The 22,039-nt window shown below is 72.2% G+C and carries 21 protein-coding genes; 12 read left to right on the forward strand and 9 right to left on the reverse strand.

The features are described 5' to 3' along the window. The first annotated feature begins 43 nt into the window (after positions 1 to 43). Positions 44 to 3,703, forward strand: a complete 3,660-nt coding sequence (locus FBZ33_RS05770; protein WP_141908258.1) for a SpoIIE family protein phosphatase — start codon at positions 44 to 46, stop codon at positions 3,701 to 3,703. A gap of 21 nt (positions 3,704 to 3,724) precedes the next feature. On the opposite strand, the gene FBZ33_RS05775 is transcribed toward FBZ33_RS05770, so the two are convergent. After that, entirely contained in the window at positions 3,725 to 4,039 is a 315-nt protein-coding gene (locus tag FBZ33_RS05775) for an STAS domain-containing protein (protein WP_179782588.1), read from the reverse strand. 95 nt (positions 4,040 to 4,134) lie between these two features. Between FBZ33_RS05775 and map the strand changes: the two genes are divergently transcribed. Further along, complete coding sequence (map, locus tag FBZ33_RS05780; protein ID WP_099851267.1) at positions 4,135 to 4,992, forward strand: type I methionyl aminopeptidase; 858 nt, start codon at positions 4,135 to 4,137, stop codon at positions 4,990 to 4,992. 55 nt (positions 4,993 to 5,047) lie between these two features. Then, positions 5,048 to 5,761: a VIT1/CCC1 transporter family protein gene (locus FBZ33_RS05785; RefSeq protein WP_141908259.1), complete on the forward strand. Its 714-nt coding sequence runs from the start codon at positions 5,048 to 5,050 to the stop codon at positions 5,759 to 5,761. A gap of 6 nt (positions 5,762 to 5,767) precedes the next feature. Here FBZ33_RS05785 and FBZ33_RS05790 read toward each other — a convergent pair whose 3' ends face one another. From FBZ33_RS05790 to FBZ33_RS05820, 7 genes are all read right to left on the reverse strand, one after another. Continuing rightward, the gene (locus tag FBZ33_RS05790; RefSeq protein ID WP_099851270.1) at positions 5,768 to 6,502 is read right to left on the reverse strand and encodes a hypothetical protein; all 735 of its coding nucleotides are present in this window, start codon (positions 6,500 to 6,502) and stop codon (positions 5,768 to 5,770) included. A gap of 151 nt (positions 6,503 to 6,653) precedes the next feature. Continuing rightward, a complete protein-coding gene (locus tag FBZ33_RS05795) occupies positions 6,654 to 7,154 on the reverse strand; it encodes a nitroreductase family deazaflavin-dependent oxidoreductase (protein ID WP_141908260.1) in 501 nt (166 codons plus the stop codon). An 83-nt stretch (positions 7,155 to 7,237) separates the two neighbouring features. Beyond that, positions 7,238 to 10,009, reverse strand: a complete 2,772-nt coding sequence (locus FBZ33_RS05800; RefSeq protein WP_141908261.1) for an FtsX-like permease family protein — start codon at positions 10,007 to 10,009, stop codon at positions 7,238 to 7,240. Next, positions 10,006 to 10,740, reverse strand: a complete 735-nt coding sequence (locus FBZ33_RS05805) for an ABC transporter ATP-binding protein (protein WP_255508728.1) — start codon at positions 10,738 to 10,740, stop codon at positions 10,006 to 10,008. Before FBZ33_RS05805 ends, FBZ33_RS05800 begins: the two co-directional genes overlap by 4 nt. After that, a complete protein-coding gene (locus FBZ33_RS05810) occupies positions 10,737 to 11,339 on the reverse strand; it encodes a PadR family transcriptional regulator (RefSeq protein WP_088946700.1) in 603 nt (200 codons plus the stop codon). Before FBZ33_RS05810 ends, FBZ33_RS05805 begins: the two co-directional genes overlap by 4 nt. 52 nt (positions 11,340 to 11,391) lie before the next feature. Beyond that, positions 11,392 to 11,829 carry a ferritin-like domain-containing protein gene (locus FBZ33_RS05815; RefSeq protein ID WP_141908263.1) on the reverse strand — a complete coding sequence of 146 codons (438 nt, stop codon included), beginning with the start codon at positions 11,827 to 11,829 and terminating at the stop codon, positions 11,392 to 11,394. Next, positions 11,826 to 12,278, reverse strand: a complete 453-nt coding sequence (locus tag FBZ33_RS05820) for a hypothetical protein (RefSeq protein ID WP_141912427.1) — start codon at positions 12,276 to 12,278, stop codon at positions 11,826 to 11,828. Before FBZ33_RS05820 ends, FBZ33_RS05815 begins: the two co-directional genes overlap by 4 nt. Positions 12,279 to 12,508: 230 nt before the next feature. Between FBZ33_RS05820 and rimP the strand changes: the two genes are divergently transcribed. The 9 genes from rimP to FBZ33_RS05865 all read left to right on the forward strand — a co-directional run bounded on the left by rimP (position 12,509) and on the right by FBZ33_RS05865 (position 20,493). Continuing rightward, positions 12,509 to 13,198 (forward strand): ribosome maturation factor RimP, encoded by a 690-nt coding sequence (gene rimP, locus FBZ33_RS05825; protein ID WP_141912429.1) that lies wholly within the window; start codon positions 12,509 to 12,511, stop codon positions 13,196 to 13,198. Continuing rightward, positions 13,195 to 14,238 (forward strand): transcription termination factor NusA, encoded by a 1,044-nt coding sequence (nusA, locus tag FBZ33_RS05830; RefSeq protein WP_141908264.1) that lies wholly within the window; start codon positions 13,195 to 13,197, stop codon positions 14,236 to 14,238. Before rimP ends, nusA begins: the two co-directional genes overlap by 4 nt. A 16-nt stretch (positions 14,239 to 14,254) precedes the next feature. After that, positions 14,255 to 14,587, forward strand: a complete 333-nt coding sequence (locus tag FBZ33_RS05835; RefSeq protein ID WP_088946704.1) for a YlxR family protein — start codon at positions 14,255 to 14,257, stop codon at positions 14,585 to 14,587. 93 nt (positions 14,588 to 14,680) lie between these two features. Beyond that, the gene (gene infB, locus FBZ33_RS05840; protein WP_141908265.1) at positions 14,681 to 17,710 is read left to right on the forward strand and encodes a translation initiation factor IF-2; all 3,030 of its coding nucleotides are present in this window, start codon (positions 14,681 to 14,683) and stop codon (positions 17,708 to 17,710) included. 90 nt (positions 17,711 to 17,800) lie between these two features. Then, positions 17,801 to 18,097 (forward strand): DUF503 domain-containing protein, encoded by a 297-nt coding sequence (locus FBZ33_RS05845; RefSeq protein ID WP_141908266.1) that lies wholly within the window; start codon positions 17,801 to 17,803, stop codon positions 18,095 to 18,097. A 126-nt stretch (positions 18,098 to 18,223) separates the two neighbouring features. After that, positions 18,224 to 18,724, forward strand: a complete 501-nt coding sequence (gene rbfA, locus FBZ33_RS05850) for a 30S ribosome-binding factor RbfA (RefSeq protein WP_141908267.1) — start codon at positions 18,224 to 18,226, stop codon at positions 18,722 to 18,724. After that, positions 18,721 to 19,779 carry a bifunctional oligoribonuclease/PAP phosphatase NrnA gene (locus FBZ33_RS05855; RefSeq protein WP_141908268.1) on the forward strand — a complete coding sequence of 353 codons (1,059 nt, stop codon included), beginning with the start codon at positions 18,721 to 18,723 and terminating at the stop codon, positions 19,777 to 19,779. The genes rbfA and FBZ33_RS05855 overlap by 4 nt, the downstream gene beginning before the upstream one ends. A 97-nt stretch (positions 19,780 to 19,876) precedes the next feature. Then, positions 19,877 to 20,284, forward strand: coding sequence for a hypothetical protein (locus FBZ33_RS05860; protein ID WP_088946709.1), 408 nt, complete (start codon positions 19,877 to 19,879; stop codon positions 20,282 to 20,284). Next, complete coding sequence (locus FBZ33_RS05865) at positions 20,284 to 20,493, forward strand: DUF6186 family protein (RefSeq protein WP_185755470.1); 210 nt, start codon at positions 20,284 to 20,286, stop codon at positions 20,491 to 20,493. The genes FBZ33_RS05860 and FBZ33_RS05865 overlap by 1 nt, the downstream gene beginning before the upstream one ends. A 565-nt stretch (positions 20,494 to 21,058) precedes the next feature. On the opposite strand, the gene FBZ33_RS05870 is transcribed toward FBZ33_RS05865, so the two are convergent. Continuing rightward, positions 21,059 to 21,988, reverse strand: a complete 930-nt coding sequence (locus FBZ33_RS05870; RefSeq protein WP_141908270.1) for a hypothetical protein — start codon at positions 21,986 to 21,988, stop codon at positions 21,059 to 21,061. Positions 21,989 to 22,039: the final 51 nt, after the last annotated feature.

Below are 22,039 nucleotides of genomic sequence, written 5' to 3' on the forward strand. Positions count from 1 at the left end.
TGAAGATCAACGGTCGAGGGGTACGGCCGGAGCGGGAGGCTGCATGAGCTCGGCTCAGGGGGGCGGGGACGCCGGGCATCCCTTCGTGTCCGGCCGCGAGATCCCCCCGATGCTGGCAGCGGCGTTCGCGTCCGGTGGCGAGATGGGCGAGCGGCTGAGCAGCTTCGACTGGTCCACCAGCTCGCTCGGCGAGCCCGGTCGCTGGCCGTTGGCGCTCTCCAACGCGGTCGGCATGATGCTCGCCTCCAGTGCACAGATCGTCATGTTCTGGGGCGACGAGCAGTCCGCCTTCTACAACGACGCCTACCGGCCGACCATCGGTGCCAAGCACCCGCAGGTGATCGGCCAGCCGGCCCGCCAGCACTGGGCGGAGACCTGGGCGGTGCTCGGCCCGCTGCTCGACGGCGTCCGGAGCACCGGGCGTTCCTACCGCGGAGAGGATCACCCCTTCCTGCTGGACCGGTACGGCTTCGTCGAGCAGACCTACTTCAACGTCTCGTACGACCCGATCCTGGGCGACGACGGGTCGGTCAGTGGCGTCTACTGCATCGTCAACGAGACCACCGGGCGGGTGCTCGGCGAGCGTCGGCTGCGGGCGCTCGCCGAACTGGGTGCCGAGCTGAACGACAGCGGCAGCACCGCCGAACTCGGCCGGACCGCCGCCACGGTGCTCGGCCGGCACCGGGCGGATCTGCCGTTCGCCCTGATCTACCTGGCCGACGACAGCGGCCAGCTCGCCCTGTCTGGCGCCACCGGCACCGCCCCGCCCGCCGTCGACGTCACGTCTCAGCTGCTCACCCGGGTGATCGCCGATGGCGCGCCCGCCACGGTCGAGGTGACCGAGCTGCTCGATGCACCGCCGGCCGACGCCGCCGGCCAGGCCCTCGTGCTGCCGCTCACGGCGACCAACCAGACGGTCGGCGCGCTGGTCGTCGGCGTGGCCCGCCAGCTACCGCTCAACGACGACTACCGCGACTTCCTCGACCTGGTCGCCGCCCAGATCTCCCGGGCGGCGGGCATTCAACGGGCGTACGAGCAGGAACGGGCTCGCGCCGCCGAGCTGGCGGCGTTGGATCGGGCGAAGACCAACTTCTTCGCGAACGTCAGCCACGAGTTCCGCACCCCGCTGACCCTCGTGCTCGGCCCCCTGGAGGACATGCTGGCCGACCCGGCGCTGCCCGCCGCCGACACCGAGCGGCTCACCATGATGCACCGCAACGCGCTGCGCCTGCTCAAGCTGGTCAACACCGTGCTGGACTTCTCCCGACTGGAGTCCGGCCGGCTCGCCGCCCGCTATCAGCCCACCGACCTCGCCGGCTACACCGCCCGGCTGGCCAGCACCTTCCGCTCGGCCACCGAGCGGGCCGGGCTGCGGCTGGTGGTGGACTGCCCGCCGCTGCCGGCACCGGTCTTCGTCGACCGGGACATGTGGGAGAAGATCGTCCTCAACCTGGTGTCCAACGCCGTCAAGTTCACCTTCGACGGCGAGATCCGGGTGCGGGTCCGGGCCGTGGACGGCGTGGCCCGGCTGGACGTGACAGACAGCGGCATCGGCATCGTGCCGGAAGAGTTGCCGCACGTCTTCGAGCGGTTCCACCGGGTGCCTGGGGTGCGTGCACGCACCCATGAGGGCACCGGGATCGGTCTGGCACTGGTCCGGGAGCTGGTCGAGATGCACGGCGGTGAGGTCGGGCTGACCAGCGAGGTCGACCGGGGCAGCACCTTCACGGTGACCGTGCCGTTCGGGTCGGCCCACCTGCCCGCGGACCATGTGGCGGCGTTCCGCCCGCTGCCCGCGGGTGAGCCCGAGCAGGCCCGGCTCTATGTGGCGGAGACCGCGCTGTGGACCGGCGTCGAGCCGGCAGCCGAGTTCGACAGCCGACCGACGGCGGCCGCTCCGGCCGGTCGGATCCTGGTCGTCGACGACAATGTGGACCTGCGCGAACACGTCACCCGGCTGCTCTCGCCCACCTGGGAGGTGGTCACCGCGAGCGACGGGCTGGCCGGCCTGCAGCTGGCCCGCGAGGGCGGGTTCGACCTGGTGCTCACCGACGTGATGATGCCCCGGCTGGACGGGTTCGGGCTGGTGAGCGCGCTGCGCGCGGACCCGCGTACCCGTCATGTGCCGATCGTGCTGCTCTCCGCCCGGGCCGGCTCCGCCGAGGCCGTCGCCGGTCTGTCCGTCGGTGCCGACGACTACCTCACCAAGCCGTTCACCGGCCAGGAGTTGATCGCCCGGGTCCGGGCCAACGTCGAGCTGGGTCAGCTCCGTGGCCAGATCATCCGTCGGCTCCGGGCGTTGGCCGACGCGGCGGTGGATGTCAACACCGCCCGCTCGACCGGCGACGTGCTCCAGGTGGCCGCCGGGCACGCGCTCAGCCTCGCCGAGGCCGCCCGGGTGGTGGTCACCGCGACCGGCGCCCGTGGCGAGGCGGACACCGGCGGCGCCACCGCCACCGACCCGTCCTTCGTGGCCGAGCTGACCGGCACCACCAGCAAGCCCCTCGGCGAGTTGCGGGTCTGGGGGCCGGCCGCTGACGACACGCAGGCCGACGAGGCCGCGTTGACCCAGCTGGCCCGCCTGGTCGGGGTGCGGTTGGAAAACGCCCAGCTCTACGAGGCCGAGCACCGCATCGCCAGCACGTTGCAGCACAGCCTGCTGCCCCGGTCGCTGCCTCGGCTCCCGGGAGCGGTCGTGGCCAGCCGTTACCTGCCCGGCAGCGCCGACGTGGAGGTCGGCGGCGACTGGTACGACGCGATCGCCCTCGAAGAGGACGAACTGGTGCTGGTCATCGGCGACGTGGTGGGCAAGGGTGTCCAGGCCGCTGCGGCCATGGGACAACTGCGCAACGCGCTGCGGGCGTACCTGTTGGAGGGCTACGACCCGGGGGAGTCGCTGACCCGCCTCAACCGACTGGTCGTGTCCACCGAACGCCGATCCTTCGCCACGGTGGTCTGTCTGCTTTTCAACCCGCGCACCGGCCGTCTGCGGTACGCGAGCGCCGGCCACCCGTCGCCGCTGCTGATCACGGGAGGCGACGTGACGTTCCTGCACGACCGGGCGCTCGGTCCACCGGTCGGCGCCATCCCGGGCGCGACGTACGAGGCGATCGAGGGGGAGCTGGCGCCCGGCGGCCGGCTGCTGCTCTACACCGACGGGCTGATCGAGGACCGCCAGCTCGACATCGACGCCGGGATGGCCCAGCTGCGCGTCGATGCGGCGTCCCCCAGCGAGCACATGGCGGACCTGATCGACGCGGTGGTGAAGCGGGTCGCCGGTCGGCCGCGCCGCGACGACGTGGCGGTCCTCGCACTGGAGGCGGTGGAGCTGAACCGTTTCGCGTTGCGACTGCCGGCGGACCCGACCCGGCTGAGTGTGCTGCGTAAGCGTCTGGAGGACTTCCTGGTCGCGCACGCCGTCAACGAGACGGACGTGTTCGACCTGACCGTCGCGGTCTCCGAGGCCGCCGCCAACGCCATCGAGCACCCGATCCACCCCGCCGAGGCCATGATCAGCGTGGAGGTGGCCATCGAGGACCGGACGGTGACGGCCACCGTGCGCGACAGCGGGCAGTGGCGCGAGTCGACCGACTCCGGTTTCCGGGGGCGCGGCCTGTCCCTGATCAGGGCGCTCGGCGACCTCACTGTGCGGCGTACCGACGAGGGCACCGAGGTGACGCTGCGCCGGCAGCTGCGGGACTGACAGTGCGCCCGGCGGGGTCTCTCAGGCCGGGTCGAGCCAGGTCTGCTCACCCAGGCCGGAGATCTCCAGCACCCGGCGGACCTGCCGGGACGGCAGGACGGTGAGCGCGCCCGGAAACTGCTGGGCGAGCCGGACCAGAGCATGGATGGCGGCCGAGTCGAAGAAGGTGACAGCGCTCAGGTCCAGGGTGATCTGCCCGGCGGGTTCGCGCAGCGCGGTCTGGAGCATGGTGTCGGCAGTGGCCATGTCGACCTCACCAGCCACCACCACGTGGAGGTGGTCACCATCGATCTCCGCGCTGGCGGAGAAGACTGGCGGTGCTCCACCTTGATCCACGCTGACACCATGGCACAGCCGACCAGGCTGGGCAACAACCACTCCCGGGCGGCCGTGGCGCGGGTCACCAGCCGCCCCGGCGATAGGCTTGTCGCATGACCGTTCGCCCGCCGCTGACACCAGGCACGCTCTCCCCGCTGCGACCGGTGCCATCCCAGATCGCCCGACCGGAGTACGTGGGCAAGAAGCGCCCGCAGGAGTGGCGCGGTTCGCACGTGCAGACGCCGGAGACCATCGAGAAGATGCGGATCGCCAGCCGGCTCGCCGCCCAGGCGACCCAGCTCGCGGGCGAGCACTGCAAGCCGGGCGTGACCACCGACGAGATCGACAAGGTGGTGCACGAGTTCCTCTGCGACCACGGCGCGTACCCGTCGACGCTGGGCTACAAGGGCTTCCCGAAGTCCTGCTGCACCAGCCTCAACGAGGTCATCTGCCACGGCATCCCGGACTCCACTGTCCTGCAGGACGGCGACATCATCAACGTCGACGTGACCGCGTACATCGGCGGGGTGCACGGCGACACCGACGCCACCTTCTGCGTCGGAGAGGTCAGCGAGGAAGCCCGACTGCTGGTCGAGCGCACCCACGAAGCGATGATGCGCGGCATCCGCGCCGTCGCCCCGGGCCGCCAGATCAACGTGGTGGGCCGGGTCATCGAGTCGTACGCCAAGCGGTTCGGCTACGGCGTCGTCCGCGACTTCACCGGCCACGGCATCGGCGAGTCCTTCCACAGCGGGCTCTACGTTCCGCACTACGACAGCCCGCGCCCCACGGACATCATGGAACCGGGAATGACGTTCACCATCGAGCCGATGATCACGCTCGGCACCTACCAGTACGACATGTGGGACGACGGGTGGACCGTGGTCACCAAGGACCGCAGGTGGACGGCCCAGTTCGAGCACACCATCGTGGTGACCGACAGCGGTCACGAGATCCTGACCCTTCCGTGAGCGCGAGGAACGCAGCGAAGCGAAGTCCCGCAGTCGCGAACGAAGGGCAGGCGCCGTGACCGACGCCCCGGCAGCCCTGCGCGAGGCGCATCACGCGGACGTCTCCGGCGGTTGGTTGCGCCCTGCCGTCTTCGGCGCGATGGACGGCCTGGTCACCAACATCGCCCTGATCGCCGGCGTCGGCGGCGGCGGGGTCTCGTCGCACAGCATCGTGCTCACCGGCTCCGCCGGCCTGGTCGCCGGTGCGATCTCGATGGGGCTCGGCGAGTACACCAGCGTGCGCTCCGCCAACGAACAGGTCGCCGCCGAGGTCGCCAAGGAGCGGCGGGAGCTGGAACGGCACCCCGAGGCCGAGGCCCGGGAGCTGGCCGACGCGTGGGTGGCCCGCGGCCTTCCCCGCGATCTCGCCACCCAGGTCGCCGAAGCCGTGCGGCGCGACCCCGAGGAGGCGCTGCGGGTGCACGTCCGCGAGGAGCTGGGCGTCGACCCCGACGACCAGCCCAGCCCGTGGGCCGCGGCGATCTCGTCGTTCCTGTTCTTCTCGTTGGGCGCACTGGTCCCGCTACTGACCTACCTGGTCGGCGCCACCGAGCTGTGGCTCGCACTGGCCGTCGGCGGGCTCGGGCTGTTCGTCGCGGGCGCGGTGGTGGCCCGCTTCACCAACCGGCCCTGGTGGACCAGCGGATTACGCCAACTGCTGCTGGGTGCCGCCGCAGCCGGCGCCACCTACCTCATCGGCTCGCTGATCGGCGTGCAGGGCGGGCTGTGACACCGGTCAACCGGTGAGCAGCTCGTCGATAGTGCCGTCCACCCCACGACCACGGGCGGCCAGCTCCTCGGCCTGCCGGGCCAGCACCACACCCACCTCGGTCATGTCCGCGCCGGCCAACCCGGTGCGTCGTACCGCGTCCCCGGGATCACGGAAGTAGGTGCGACTCAGCAGACCGGTCACCGTGGCCGCCGCCAACCGGGCCTCACCCAGCATCAGCAGGGCCTGATCGGTCTCGTACCACTCGGCCAGGCGGGCCGCCCGGGCGTGCGCCGCGCTGCCCCTGTACCAGGCCTGCCGCGCCGCGGTGCTGAACTCCGCCGGCCGGGCCCTCGCCAACCGGCCGAGGTGCTCGTCGCGCAGCGTCCGCAACCAGCCCGTCGGGTCGTGCAACGCCTGCGTGGTGACGTACCGGTCGGCGGTCAACGGCCACAGTGGGGAGAGCACCCGGGCCTGTGCCAGGTAGTCCTCGGCGGCGGCCACGGTCAGGTCGACCAGCACCCCGTCCACCCGCCGGGTCGCGGGCGGTGGACCCGCGCCCGACCGGTAGGTGACCACCAGCATCCCCGCCTCGCGGTCCCCACCGCCGTCGTCGTCGCCGTGCGCCAGGGGCCCGTGCACCGCGACCGCGAGCACGTCCGCCGGAAACCGCCGTCGGACCGCCTCGGCGACCCGCTCCGCGACCGTCCACCGTCGATCATCGAGGTCCCGGCCGCCAGCCTGTTCGCTCCTCGCGCTCACGGGGTCGCCTTTGTTCGCGACTGCGGGGCTCGCAAGCCCGGCTCACTCCTCGCGCTCACGGGGCCGCCTTTGTTCGCGACTGCGGGGCTCGCAAGCCCGGCTCACTCCTCGCGCTCACGGGACCACCTCGCCTCGGCTACCGAGCGTCAGCCTAGCCAGCCGGCGGCGGGCCGACCGGTGCGCCGCGCCCGGTCGGCACCAGCCGGAAGATGCGGATCTCCCGGCCGCCGGCCCGCTGCACGTAGGTGCGGTACGCGGGCCACTCGGTGACCAGCAGTTCCCACAGCCGGTCGCGTTCGGCCCCGGACGCCAGGTCGGCCCGCACCGGGACCCGCAGGCCCTTCACGTCCACCTCGGCGGCCGGACTGGCGAGCAGGTTCATCGCCCAGCCGGGCTGCTGCGTCTGCCCCCAGTTGGAACCGATCACCACGTACGCGTCGCCGTCGGGCACGTAGAGCAGCGGGTTGCTGCGTGGCTTTCCGGAGCGGCGGCCGGTCGTGGTGATGACCAGGGAGGGGATCAGGCCGAGTGCCACCACCCGGCCCCGGGTGAGCCGACCGACCACCCGGTCGGCGGGCACCAGCAGGCGTGCGGCGGCACCGAACCAGCGGTGGTGACCGACCCGACGGGTGAGAGTTCCCAGCACTGACACGCGGATCAGTCTGCCCGCTGCCGGGCTCCGGCGGCACCCCCCGTACGCGCCGGGATCGCCGACCGGCCGGTCACTGGGCGGCGTCAGTCCATCTGCCGCTCGATCGGCAGCCGGGCGCGGGTGAACAGGCCGGCCCCGAGCATCGCCACCACCGGCACCAGCACCAGGACCCCGAGCGCGGGCCACGGCACCAGGATCGGGTACGGGTCGGCGAACGGCCAGTCGTCCGCGTACTGCCGGTTGACCGAGAACAGCACGATCGCGGCGGTGCCCAACCCGGCCACGATGCCGAGCACCGAACCGAGTCCGGCGATGACCCCGGCCTGGCAGATCGCCAGCAGCCGGCGTAACGCGGGTGCCGCGCCGACGGCCGCGAGGGTGGTCATCTCGGCGCGCCCCTCGGCGGCGGCGAGCGCGGTGGCGATCCCCGCCGCCCCCACCGTGATCACACCGGCCGCCGCCGCGAGGAGCAGCAGCAGCGGTGACACGTCGCGGGGTGCACCGCCGTACTCCACGCTCAGCGAGACCGTCCCGAAGGACCGCAGGGCGGCGGCGAAGCGCTTCCGATGGTCCTCGTCGGGCGCACTGGTGGTGCCGATCACCCAGCCGGCCGGGGACCAGCTCAGGCCGAGTTCTCGGGCCGCGGTCGCGGACAGCAGCAGGCGGGGCGGGCCGACCGCCCGGGGCAGCGCGTACCCCGGGAGGTCGCGGACACCGGTCGGCGGGTCCGGTCCGGCCTCCACCTCGTTGACGCGTACGGTCACCAGGCCGTCGTGCAGGTAGCGCGGGTCGGTCACCACCACGCCACCGGCGCGCAGCACCACCGCGGCGGCGGCGGTCGTCGCCGGGTCCGCGCCGGTGAGCAGTGGCAGAGCGGTCCCGTCGTCCACCCCGGTCTGCACGTACCCGCCGAAGTAGTCCATTTCGCGGATGCGACAGCGGGGGTCGGCGCGGGCCTGCCGGCGGTCGGACTCGGGAAGGCCGACCCGGGGCTGCCAGGGGCAGGCCTGTTCCACCGGGAGCACGGGCGTGACCTCGCAGTAGCCGGTGCTCGCCGGCCCGCAGCCCAGGCTGTGCAGCGGGGCGACAGCGCGGGTGCCCAACTGTTCCCGGGCCGCGGCGGCGACCTGGGTCAGCGTGGGCTGCCGGGTCGACTCGATCGGGTCGACCCGCACGTGGCCGACCGGCAGCGCCGCCTGGTAGGCGCGCGCGTCGCGCTCACCGTCACTGGCGAGGTACGCGCCGAGAGCGACGCTGCTGGCGACGGCGGCCATCACGGCACAGATGGCCGGCGCCGCGGCGGCCCGGTTGCGGCTGGCGTCGCGCAACGCGATCCGGGGGGCCAGTGGCAACACCCGACCCAGGCGGGCGAGCACCCCGATCAGTGTGGGCGTGCAGCAGACCAGGCCGAGTTCGCCGAGGATCAGGCCGGTGAGGATCACCGCCGGTGAGGTCCGGGCGGCCCCGAACGCCGCCAACCCGGCCCCGCCGGCCACCAGTCCCAGGCCGAGGGCCAGCCAGCGGGCCTGGGACACCGGTGGGGTACGTCGCCCGGTGAGCCCCGCGCTGACGTCCTGCCGGGCGGCCGACCAGGCCGGTGCCAGCGCGGCGAGCACCCCGGCCAGGACCGCGACCCCACCGAGCAGCACCAGCGCCGCGGGCCAGCAGCGGTACCCGCCGAAGCGCGCGCCGAACACGTACTGCTCCACCAGGGGACGAGCGGCGAACGCCGCGAGGACACCGACGAGCAGGCCGGCGGCGGCGCCCAGCACACCCAGCACCACTCCGTCTGCCAGCACGACCCGGCGGAGCTGGGCGGCGTCCCCGCCGGCCACCGCGACCAGCGCCAGATCCCGCCGACGGCGACGGACGCCGACGGCGAACGCCGGCCCGACCAGGAGTACGACCTCCAGCAGCCCGAGGCCGGCGATCAGCACGCCGGTGCTGAGGTCGTTGGTGTCGCCCAGGTTGATCGAGCCGAGCCAAGACCGGTCCGGTTGGGTCGGGGGACGTGGGGTGACCACCACCCCCCGGTCGTTGAGCCGGGACACCAGGGCGGCGTCGACGGCTCCGGGTATGTCCGCCAGCCACACGCTGTCCGTCTCGGGACCGGTCGGCGGTGCGGCTCCCGGGTGCAACGCCACCAACGGGCCGAGATCGTCGGGGAACTCGACCACACCGACCACTGTGTACGCCCTGCTTCCGTCGGCCAGGGCGACGGCGCGGCCGAGGTGGAGGTCCAGGCGGCGCAGCGCCGCCGGGCTGACCGCGACCTCGCCGGGCTGCTGCGGCGCCCGGCCGGCCCGGAACCGCACCAGCGCGCGGGCCAACGGGTCGTCGAGGTCCAGCGCCCGCCCGCTCACGTCCTCGTCGCGGTGTGGGCCGCGCAGCGTCAGGGTGATGTACGTGCGTACCTCGGTGACCCGGCTTCCGGGCCCGAGCAGCGCGGTCAACTGGGCCGCGGTGGCCTTCGCGGGAGGCAGGTACGTGTCGTCCCGCGTGAACCAGCCCTCACCCCGCTCGTCCTGTCCCACCGGGTTGCCGGCGATCCAGCGCAGCTCCGCGTCGGCCACGCCGAGCCGGCGGTCGACGCGTTCCTGCGGAGTCAGCTCGGCCATGTCGTAGCTCGCCGCCAGGAAGGCCAGCGCCGCCACCGGCAGGGCGATCATCGCGAGCACCAGGGCGGTCCGTCGTCGGGCCCGACGGGACTCCCGCCGGGCGATGCGCAGCGCCGTCCGCCAGGAGCCGGTCAGCTCGGCGATCCGCCGTCGGCCGACGAGAGCGGGTGGTTCGACCGGCTCCGCCGTGGGGGCGTCCACCCGGCCAGGGGCGTGCCTGGTCCGGCGGATGGTCACCGGTCGCTGCCGGACAGCAGTTGCTCCACGCTGCCCAACGGTGCCGTGGTGTCGACCAGCACCCCGTCGCGGAGGAACACCACCCGGTCGGCCCAGCCGGCATGTCGCGCCTCGTGGGTGACCAGCACGCCGGCGGCGCCCGCGTCGATCCGGCGGCGCAGCAGGTGGAGGACCGCCTCACCGGTCTGCGAGTCCAGTGCCCCGGTGGGCTCGTCGGCGAGCACCAGTCGGCGTTCTCCCACCAGTGCGCGGGCGATGGCCACCCGCTGCTGCTGGCCGCCGGAGAGCTGGTCCGGGAAGCGGTCACCCAGTGCGGGCAGACCCACCTCGGTGAGCGCCGCCATGGCCAGCGCCCGGGCCCGGCGGCCGCTGGTGCCGTCGAGTTCCAGCGGGAGCGCCACGTTCTCCAGTGCGCTCAGGCTGCCGAGCAGGTTGAGCTGCTGGAAGATGTAGCCGATCCGGCGGCGACGCAGTTGGGCGAGCCCGCGCCGGTCCAGTGCCCCCAGCGGTTGCCCCTCGACCCGGACCTCGCCGCCGGTCGGGCGGTCCAGCCCTCCGGCGAGGGCCAGCAACGTCGACTTGCCGGAGCCGGACGGCCCCATCACGGCGACCAGCTCACCGGGCCGGACGGCCAGGCTGACGCCGCGCAGCGCGTGCACCGCCGCCGGTCCGGCGCCGTGGGTGCGGTGGACGGCGCGGAGTTCCAGCACCCCGTCGTCCGACCCGCTCACCGTCGCGCCTCCTCGCCGGCCCATCTGGCAGCGGCACGTGCGTCGGCGTCACCCGGTCGGGGAGGTGCGGGTGCCTGATCACTGGGTTGGTGCCGGACCAGGCTCGTCTCGCAGTGGTCCAGCCAGCGCACCTCGGCCTCGGCCTGGAACACCATCGAGTCCAGCACGAGGCGCCAGGGGAGGTCCTCCGGTCGGTTGCTGCCGTACTTCAACCGGGTCAACTCCTGCAGGGCGCGCATGGTCGCGCTGCGCTGGGCCTGCACCACGGAGCGGACGTCGACGCCGGGGGTGGTCAGCGCCAACGCCAGCTTGATCGCCAGCTCGTCGCGGGGCCGGTCGGTTCGGCTGACCGGGGTCGCGAACCACAGCGCCAGGTCCGCCCGGCCGGCGTCGGTGATCTCGTACGGGCGCTGCCCGGCCTCGCTCTCCGGCAGCGGGCGCACCAGACCGTCGCGCTCCAGTCGGGACAGCGTGGTGTAGACCTGCCCAATGTTCAGCGGCCAGGTCGAGCCGGTCGACTCCTCGAACGCGGCGCGCAGCTGGTAGCCGTACATCTGGCCGCGTTCGAGCAGGGCGAGCAACCCGTGACGGATGGACATGGCAACGGAGTATGCATACCTGGTATGCGCACCGCAACCGGAGTGGACCCGCTCAGGCCGGACGTCCGGGAAACGGGACAGTCAGCGGGGTCGACCCGGCCGTCTTACGCCACCGGGTGGCGCGCACGGCGTACTCGACCAGGGCCGCCAACGCCTGGTCCCGGTCGGTGCCGGTGGTGGACGCCAGAGCCGCCCGCCAGTGCGCTGCCGTGCGTTCCTCGACCTCGGCGGCGAGCCGCAGGGCGCTCGCCCGGTCGGTGACCGGGAACGGCAGCGCGTACCCGGCGCGATCCGGAGGCACGACGCCGCCGGCGGTGGTGAGCTGCACCACGAGGGTGTCGCGTCGGCGTCGATGCGCGGCCTCCGCCTGGTGCGCCGCCTCCCGGGCGGCGCCGGTGAGCCGGACGCCGATCCGCCCGTAGGCGTAGATGGCCGCGTACTCGGCGGACAGGGCGGAGGCGAGGGCCTCGCCGGAGGACGGCTGCCTCACTTCAGTGCCTCCTGGTGGGTGGCTCGGGCGGCGACGATCGACCCGAGCAGCGCGGCCCGTTCCGCTGGCGCTGCGGCACAGGCCTGGGTGGCGGACTGCTGGGCGGTCTTCTCCAGGGCGCGCAGTGCGGCGAGCGCGCCAGCCGGCTCGGCCGCCGGGGCGGTGGTGGGGGCGGTGGCCGCCGCCGACGGCAGGGCGACGCCGATCACCCGGGCCAGTTCGGTGGCGTGTGCGGTGTGCGCCTCGGCGATCGGGCCGAGCCGGTCGGCCAGGTCGGGATGAGCGGTGGCCGCACTCCGGTATGCCTCGGCCAGCGCCAGTGACTCGTCCACCATCGGGCGCAGCGGGTCCGGTGGTGGCGCCGGCTCGTCGTCACGGTCGAAAAGATCACAGCCGGTCAGCGGCGCAGCGACGCCGCCGAGCACCAGCAGCGCCCCGCCGCGCAGCAACTTTCGCCGGGAATGTCCGGATGCCTGGTCGCGCTGTGTCGTTCTGCCGATCCCCACCGGGCAAGTCAACACCATCGGCGTCGGTCCAGGGGCGACCGGCGTCGGTGCGCCGCCCGGTCCGCTGCCGGGCAGGCGCGTTACGCTCTGCGCAGCCACCGGCGTGTCCGCTCCGGTGGCGTGCCGGCATGGCGGGATGGCCGATCACCGTCGACCAGGGAAAGGGTGCGGAGATGACGCAGCGTGGCCGTGCCACCAGGCCGACAGGTCGACCCCGTGATGCCGCGGGTTCCCGCGGTGGTGATCTCGCCGGGCGACGTGCCCGACTACGAGCTGTGATCGAGCCGGTCGTCAACGACGCCGGTTACGACCTGGAGGACCTGACGGTCTCCCGGGCCGGTCGCCGGCACGTGGTGCGCGTTATGGTGGACGCCGACGGCGGGATCGACCTGGACGCCGTCGCGGACGTCTCCCGGGCGGTCTCGGCCGCGCTGGACGCCGCGGAGGAAGCCGGCGGCGACATCGTCGCCGGGGAATACCAGCTGGAGGTCAGCTCGCCGGGCGTCGACCGGCCACTGACCCTGCCCCGGCACTGGCGGCGCAACGTGAGCCGGCTGGTCAAGGTCACCGTCCGGGGCGCGGCCGCGCTGCCCGAACAGCGCGGCGAGCAGCCCACCGGCGACCGCCAGCTGACCGGTCGGGTGATCGCGGCCGACGACGAGGGCGTGCAGCTGGAGACCGAGGACGGCCGCACCTCCTGGGCGTACGCCCAGCTGGGCCCGGGCCGCGTGCAGGTCGAGTTCACCCGGCTCGCCGAACTCGGTGAGCCGGACGAGGAGTTCGACGACGCGGACGATTCAGACGAGATCGACGATTCAGACGACATCGACGACGAAGATGATGTGGAGGACGAGGAGAGGTGAACATCGACCTCGCGGCGCTGCGCGCACTCGAGCGCGAGCGGGAAATCCCGTTCGACACGATTCTCGCGGCGATCGAGACCGCGTTGCTGACCGCCTACCGGCACACCGACGGCGCCGAGCCGCACGCCCGGGTGGAGATCGACCGTAAGTCCGGCGCCGCCCTGGTGTACGCGCAGGAGATGGACGCCGACGGCAGCCTGGTGCGGGAGTGGGACGACACCCCGCACGACTTCGGCCGCATCGCGGCCATGACCGCCAAGCAGGTGATCCTCCAGCGTCTGCGGGAGGCCACCGACGAGGTGCACTTCGGTGAGTACGTGGGCCGCGAGGGTGACCTGGTCACCGGCGTGGTGCAGGCGCACGAGACGCGCACCGAGAAGGGCATCGTCAGCGTCGACCTGGGCAAGCTGGAGGGTGTGCTGCCGCAGTCCGAGCAGGTGCCCGGTGAGCGGTACGCCCACGGTGAACGGGTCCGCTGCGTCGTGGTGCACGTGGCCAAGGGCATGCGCGGGCCGCAGATCACCCTGTCCCGGTCGCACCCGGCGCTGGTCAAGAAGCTGTTCGCGCTGGAGGTGCCGGAGATCGCCGACGGCACTGTGGAGATCGGCGCGATCGCCCGTGAGGCAGGTCACCGTACGAAGATCGCCGTACGCTCCACCACCCCCGGTGTGAATCCCAAGGGCGCCTGCATCGGCCCGATGGGCCAGCGGGTGCGCGCCGTGATGAGCGAACTGCACGGCGAAAAGATCGACATCATCGACTGGTCGGACGACCCGGCCACCTTCGTCGGCAACGCGTTGTCACCTGCCAAGGCGTTGCGGGTCGAGGTGGTCGACCTGGCCAATCGGGCCGCCCGGGTGACCGTCCCCGACTTCCAGCTCTCGCTCGCCATCGGTCGGGAGGGGCAGAATGCCCGACTCGCTGCCCGCTTGACCGGTTGGCGGATCGACATTCGCTCGGATGCGGAGCAGGCCGCCCCGGCCGCGCGAGGGTCGGCTGATCACGTGCGGGAGCCGGGCGGAGCGATCTCGGGCAGCTAGGGGTAGACTTCTTCCAGTGGTACGACGCGCGCTGCCGGAGCGCACCTGTGTGGGTTGCCGGCAACGTGCGCCGGCCAGCGAATTGCTGCGGATAGTCGCGGTCAGGGACGAGGCTGGTTACAGCCTCCGGCCTGATCCGCTTCGCAGGCTGCCGGGTCGGGGAGCGAACATGCACCCGGATCCGGCCTGCTTCGCGCTGGCGGTGCGGCGCCGCGCCTTCGGGCGTGCGTTGCGCATCACCGAGGTCCTTGACCACGGTGTGCTGGCGGAGCACGTCGATGCGCCAACCACTACGTCCGGTCAGCCCGACCGGGCGAGGGTCGCTAGCAGGGTAGGACGACCGACATGAGCACACGATGAAGTCCCTGAAATGACCAGGCTTCAAGTGCACGAGTGAGGTCGCTGCGGGTGCTGCCCGCACGACCTCGGAGTGAGGAGTGCAGTGGCAGGCAAGGCCCGCGTACACGAGCTTGCAAAAGAGCTCGGGGTCGAGAGTAAGACCGTTCTCGCCAAGCTGAAGGAAATGGGCGAGTTCGTGAAGTCCGCGTCGAGCACCGTCGAGGCGCCCGTCGCCCGGCGACTGCGTAACGCATTCGTCGCGTCCGCCGGTGCTCCGGCACCGGCCGCCGCTCCGTCGGCGCCCGCGTCGACGCCGGCTTCGACCCCGACCCCGACGACGGCCCCGACCCCGGGCGCGCCCCGGGTTTCGGCCAAGCCGATGCCGCCCCGGCGGCCGTCCGCGCCGGCTCCCGGCCCGAAGCCGAAGGGTCCGGTGCCTGGTGCACCGCAGCCCGCGGCTCCGGTCGCCAAGCCGGCGAGTGCCCACGACATCGAGGTGGCGGCCGCGGAGGCGCGTGCCGCCGCGCTGAAGGCTGAGCAGGAGGCCGCGGTCAAGGCCGCGCAGGCCGCCCGCCAGCAGCAGCGGGACAACCCCGTACGCCGGGAGCCCCCGGCAGACGGCGGCAACCGCCCCGGCCCTCGGCCGGGTCCGGCCGCGATGCCCCCTCGTCCCGGTTCACCGGCAGCTCGTCCGAGCACGCCGGCTCCGGGTCCGGGTGCCCGACCTGGTGGTCGCCCGCCGGCGCGTGGCGCCGGTAACAACCCGTTCGGCATTCAGGGTGGCCAGCAGCAGCGGCCCCCGGCCGCGGGTGCGGGTGGCCCCCGTCCCAACAGCCCGGCGGGCATGCCGCCGCGGCCGAGCCCGAACTCGATGCCGCCGCGGCCCAGCCCGGCGTCCATGCCGAGTCAGCGTCCGGCTGCCGGTCGCCCTGGTCCCGGTGGCGCTGGTCGCCCCGGTGGCGGTGGCGCTGGTCGTCCCGGTGGTGGCGGCGGTGGCGGTGGCTTCCGTGGCGGTCCCGGCGGTGGCGCCGGTGGCGGTGGCGGTTACCGAGGCGGCCCTGGTGGGGGCGCGGGTGCCGGCGGTGGCGGTGGCTACCGTGGCGGTCCCGGCGGCGGCGGCGGTGCTCCCGGTGGCGGTTTCCGTCCGGGTGCTCCGTCCGGTGGTGGCGGTCGCCCGGGTGCGGGTGGTCGTGGCCGTGGCGGCGGCGCTGCGGGTGCCTTCGGGCGTCCGGGTGGCCGGCCGACGCGCGGTCGCAAGTCCAAGAAGCAGCGCAGACAGGAGTTCGACAACCTGTCGGCTCCGACCATGAGCTCGGGTGCTCCCCGGGGTCAGGGTCAGATCGTCAGGCTCTCCCGTGGCGCCTCGCTGTCCGACTTCGCGGACAAGATCAACGCCAACCCGGGTTCGCTGGTCCAGGAGATGTTCAACCTGGGCGAGATGGTCACCGCGACCCAGTCCTGTTCTGACGACACCCTGCACCTGCTGGGTGAGCACCTGGGCTTCGACATCCAGATCGTCAGCCCGGAGGACGAGGACCGCGAGCTGCTCGCGCAGTTCAACATCGACCTCGACGCGGAGGTGGCCGAGGAGCGTCTGGTCAGCCGTGCGCCGGTGGTGACCGTCATGGGTCACGTCGACCACGGTAAGACCAAGCTGCTCGACGCGATCCGCAAGGCGAACGTCGTGGCCGGTGAGGCGGGTGGCATCACCCAGCACATCGGTGCGTACCAGGTCCACGTCCCGCACGAGGGCGAGGACCGGGCGGTCACCTTCATCGACACCCCGGGTCACGAGGCGTTCACCGCCATGCGTGCTCGTGGTGCCCAGGTCACGGACATCGTGATCCTGGTCGTCGCGGCCGACGACGGTGTGATGCCGCAGACGATCGAGGCGTTGAACCACGCCAAGGCGGCCGACGTGCCGATCGTGGTCGCGGTCAACAAGGTCGACAAGCCGGACGCCAACCCGGACAAGGTCCGCCAGCAGCTGACCGAGTACGGCCTGGTCGCCGAGGAGTACGGCGGCGAGACCATGTTCGTCAACGTGGCAGCCAAGCCGGGCATCGGCATCGAGGAGCTGCTCGAGGCTGTCCTGCTGACCGCCGACGCGTCGCTGGAGCTGACCGCTCCGATCGACGGGCCGGCCCAGGGTGTGGCCATCGAGGCGCACCTGGACAAGGGCCGCGGTGCGGTGGCGACGGTGCTGGTGCAGAAGGGCACCCTGCGGGCAGGCGACTCGATCGTCGCCGGTGGGGCGCACGGCCGGGTTCGGGCCATGCTCGACGAGAACGGCAACCAGCTCACCGAGGCTGGGCCGGCGCGTCCGGTCATGGTGCTGGGTCTGACCGCGCCTCCCGGCGCGGGCGACACGTTCCTCGCCGCGGCGGACGACCGCACGGTGCGGCAGATCGCCGAGCAGCGGCAGGCACGGCGGCGGGCGGCGTCCTTCGCCAACTCCCGTGGTCGGGCCACCCTTGAGACGCTCATGGAGCAGCTCAAGGAGGGCGAGAAGACCTCGCTCAACCTCATCCTCAAGGGCGATGTCTCCGGTTCGGTGGAGGCTCTCGAGGACGCGCTGTTCAACCTGGACATCCCCGAGGAAGTCCAGCTCAAGGTCCTCGACCGTGGCGTGGGCGCGATCACCGAGAGCAACGTCATGCTCGCGAGTGCCTCGTCCGAGCCGGTCACGATCATCGGCTTCAACGTGCGGGCCTCCAACAAGGTCCGTGAGATGGCCGACCGCGAGGGCGTGGAGATCCGGTACTACACCGTCATCTACCAGGCCATCGAGGAGATCGAGGCAGCGCTCAAGGGCCTGCTCAAGCCGGAGTACGAGGAGGTCGAGCTGGGCAGCGCGGAGATCCGCGACGTCTTCCGCTCGTCCAAGATCGGCAACATCTCCGGTTGCATCGTCCGGTCGGGTGTCCTTCGGCGCAACGCCAAGGCGCGACTGCTGCGAGACGGGGCGGTCGTGGCGGACAACCTCACGATCAGCTCGTTGAAGCGGTTCAAGGACGACGCCACCGAGGTTCGCGAGGGCTTCGAGTGTGGTCTGACCCTGGGTGGTTACAACAACGTCCAGGTCGGCGACGTCATCGAGACCTTCGAGATGCGGGAAAAGGTTCGCGCCTGATCCGGCAGTGACACGCTGATCAAGGGGTTTACGCCGTACGGCGTAAACCCCTTGATCATGCGGGGCGGGTTGGCGGTATCGTCCGGAGCGATGTTTACCGGAACCGCGGTCTTCGACCTGCTGCTGCCGGGTGACTCCCGGTCGCTCAAAGCCAAGAGATCATATGTACGGCCGATCGTGGCGGCGCTGCGCCGCTTCGAGGTGTCGGCCGCCGAGGTGGGTGCGCTCGACCTGCATGGTCGAGCGCAGATTGCGGTGGCCGTGGTGGCCGCCGAGACGACGCACGTCCGCGAGGTGCTCGACTCCTGTGAGCGCCTGGTGGCCGGCCGTCCCGAGGTCGAGCTGTTGTCGGTTCGACGCCGGTTGTACGGCGTGGACGACGACTGACCACGGTGCCGGCGGTGCCGGGCGACCGGTGCGGCCGCGAAGGTAGTGTTCGAGATGTTGGCCGGTCGGCCGGCGGCCCCCGGGTCGCCGGGTCGGCCGGGAGCAGGACGCCGTGGAGGTGGCGAGATGTCTGATCCGGCCAAGGTACGCCGGCACGCGGAACGGGTGCGTGAGCTGGTCGCGTCGGTGGTGCGGAGCCAGATCAAGGACCCGCGGCTCGGGATGATCACCATCACCGATGCCCGGATTACCGCTGACCTGCGCGACGCGACGGTCTTCTACACGGTGCTCGGTGACTCGGTGGCCCAGGCGGACACCGCGGCGGCTCTGGAGAGCGCCAAGGGGCTGCTGCGCAGCACTGTCGGCAAGGCGCTCGGGCTGCGGCACTCGCCGACCCTCACGTTCGTCCTCGACGACGTTCAGGACCAGGTCAAGCACATCGACGACCTGCTCGCCGCCGCCCGCAACGCCGACGCCGAGGTGCAGCGGCTCGCCGCCCAGGCGAAGTACGCGGGCGAGGCCCAGCCGTACCGGGTCGACGACGAGACGGACGAGGACGACGATACGGACGAGGCCGAGGAGGCCACCGACGTCAAGGAGACCCCGCGGGGTGGGGAAACGCGGTGACGAGCACCGCCAGCGTCCCGCTCGCCAGGGCAGCCGGGGTCGCTCCCGCCGAGTTGGACTGGGCCGCGGCCGAGGCGCTGCTGCGGGCTGTCCCGCCGAACGGCCGGGTGCTACTGATCTGTCACGTCAATCCGGACGGCGACGCGCTGGGCAGCATGCTCGGCTTCGGTCTGGGTCTGCGGCAGCTCGGCGTACGCGAGGTGCAGGCGACCTTCCCGGGGCCGCCGGAGGTGCCGGAGCCGTTCCACGGGCTGCCCGGCCTCGAGTTGCTGGTCCCGGCGGACGCCGCGGACGTCGCACCTGATCTGGTGATCTGCTTCGACGCGGCGAGCGAGTCGCGCCTCGGCGAGTTGGCCGGGCGGCTGTCGTCGGCGGGTGCGGCGCTGGTGCTGGACCACCACGCCTCCAATCCGGGGTTCGGCACCGTCAACCTGGTCGACCCGGGCGCCGCGGCGACGTCGGTGGTGGCCGAGCAGTTGCTGGCCAGACTCGGGGTCGTGGTGGATCGGGCCATCGCCGAGTGCCTCTACGTGGCCCTGACCACGGATACTGGTTCGTTCCGGTTCGCGGCGACCACCCCGGCGGTGCACGAGATGGCCGCCCGGTTGCTGGCGACCGGCATCTCGCCCGGTGACATCTCCCGGCGGGTCTTCGACACCCGGCCCTTCGGCGCGGTCCGGCTCTTCGGTGAGGTGCTCGGCCGTGCGCAGCTGGAGCCGAGCGCTGCCGGTGGCAGGGGGCTGGTCTGGACCTTCGCCACCCTCGACGACCTGGCCAGGCACGACCAGCGTCCGTACGTGCTGGAGGCGTTGATCGACTCGGTGCGCTGCACGGCCGAGGCGGATGTGGGCTGTGTGTTGAAGCAGACCATGTCGGGCGAGTGGGCGGTGTCGATGCGCAGCAAGGGCGCGGTGGACGTCAGCCGGGTCGCTGTCGCGCTGGGCGGTGGTGGTCACACGTTCGCGGCCGGGTTCACCGGTCGGGGCACCGTCGAGCAGGTGGTGGAGTCGATCCGCGGCCAGCTGGACGCGGCGCTGGCCCGCCCCGCACGCTGAAACGGCGTTCGTCGCCGTCCGTCGGTCCCGAAGATCAGGGTCAGCTCCGGGGAGTGTTGGTCTTCCCGCGCTCCGTGAGACCGGGAAGAATTGCGGGATGGAGCAGCCGCACGACCTCACCGTGGAGGCCCCCCGCGCATGGGACCGGCCCGCCGTCTCCGTTCCCGTCCTGGTCTGCCTTTCGCTCGTCGGTGGCCGCTTCGCGTCCTTCTCCACCGAGGCGAATCTTTTCACGCTCGGCACCGGCGGAGTGCTGATCTGGCTCGGTCTGAGCAATCGGGTGCCCCGCCGACCGGCGCCGCGTCGTCTGGGTGCGGGGGCAGCCTGGTGGGCGGTGCCGGTGGTGGTCTTCGGCGTCTTCGAGGGGGCGACCTTCGTGATGGCGGTCGGCGATGACTTCCCCACCTTCTCCCGGCTGGCCGACCCCCTCCTGGAAGATCACCTGACCCGCTCGGCGGTCTGGTTCGCCTGGCTGGCGGCCTTCTGGGGGCTGGTGCGGCGATGATGCGGGCGCTCGCGATCGGCGGCTTCCTGACCGCGCTGGCCCTCTTCGCTGTGGTCGAGTGGATGGCCCGGCGGGACGGCTCCCGGATCCCCACCCTGGGCGAGATGTGTGCGTACGTTATGCGCTACGAGGTCGGTCCGGTGCCGGTGGGCCGGATCGGTCTGTTCGGGTTCTGGTGGTGGCTGGGCTGGCACTTCCTGGCCCGCTGAGCCGGGTTGTCGACTGTCCAGATGGCGGGAACCGAGAGCAGCATGTGGACCTGAACGATAACTTGGGAGAGGGCCGGCGCCGCATGGCGGCGCAGCTCATGGGTGGTGGTGCCACACCTCGTGCCGCCTCCCTCCAGGGTCGCACCGACCCGGGCTCACGCTGCCCAGTCGGCTGCTCCGGTAATCCCGGACCGCCGTGGGGCGCTCAGCACGACCGCCCGTGAGGGCCGCCGCGTGTCGGTGGCTCGCTCCCTGGAAGGACCACCACCATGCCGAACAAGCCCAAGCCCGAGACCACCGACGACGCCCGCGAGCAGGCCCGCCGCGCGCTGCAGACGTCGATGGACACGCGTCAGTAGACCGTTCCTGCCGGTGGGACGCCGCCGAGGCGTCTCGCGGCAGCGCGGCCACCCGTGCGGTTTGACGCCCTACCTCGTTGCCGCTCGCAATCCTCGCCGAGCCGCGCCTGTGCGCTCGACCATTCGACCGGAAGCTCTGGAACCACCGTCGGGCGGCCGGGGCGGCCGGGTGTAACCGTCCTGCCCCGGCCGCCCGTGGGGGCCGCTCAGGACAGGAACTTGTCCAGGGCGCTCTCGATGGTGCCGGCGTCCGGCGACGCGTACGCCTTCATGGTGACGTTGTTGTACGAGATGACGCTCGGGCACCTGTTCGCCGGGGCTGCCACAGTGCCGCCGTCGCCGACCTTCTCGCCGGTCTTGGCGGCGTAGAAGGTCAGGACGTAGCGCGACGAGACATAGTCGACAGTGACCTGCTTGCCGGTCTTGTCCTTGTACAGGCACTTCGTCGGCTCACCCTCGCTGCCCTCCACGAACTTCAGGCAGCCGACCACTGACACCGCCTCGTACTCGGTGGTCTTGGCGGAGTAGGGCTTGGTCGATGAGACGTACTTCGACGACCAGGACGTCGGCCGGTCCGGGCTGTTCGAGAACGTGTACGCCTTGGCGCCAGCCGGGCCGTTGTAGGGTGCCGAGTTCAGGATCCGGCTGCCCTGGCAGACGTTCGACAGGTCGCTGGAGAAGCGGGCCGTCATCGAGTTGTTGTCGCTCGGGGCATCCGACTGCCCGGGTGCGGGTGAGGCCGTCGTCCCCGGCGTGGTGCCGGAGGTGGGTTCGGCGGACGTGGCCGTCGTGGGCTCGTCGTCGTCGCCGTAGGCGACCAGGAGTCCGATACCGCCGCCGCAGAGGGCGAGGATCAGGACGACCGCACCGACGACGAGTCCGATGATCAGACCCTTGTTCGACTTCTTGGCCGGCGGAACGGGGGCGCCGTACTGCGGCATCGGGGGCTGCTGCCCGTACTGCGGCATCGGGGGCTGCTGCCCGTACTGCGGCACCGGGGGCTGCTGCCCGTATTGCGGCACCGGGGGCTGCTGCCCGTACGGCGGTTGCCCGCCCTGCTGCGGCGCGGGGGGCCCGCTCCACGGCGTGACGTTCGGGTCAGGCTGCTGCCCGTACGGAGGGTATTGGTCACTCATCGTAAGCCCTTATCGCTGTCAGTGCGTTGTCAAGATCGTGGAACGTGGTCA

Origin of the sequence: Micromonospora sp. A202 (genome assembly GCF_006715105.1) — a bacterium.
In the GTDB taxonomy this organism is placed as follows: Bacteria; Actinomycetota; Actinomycetes; order Mycobacteriales; family Micromonosporaceae; genus Micromonospora; species Micromonospora zamorensis.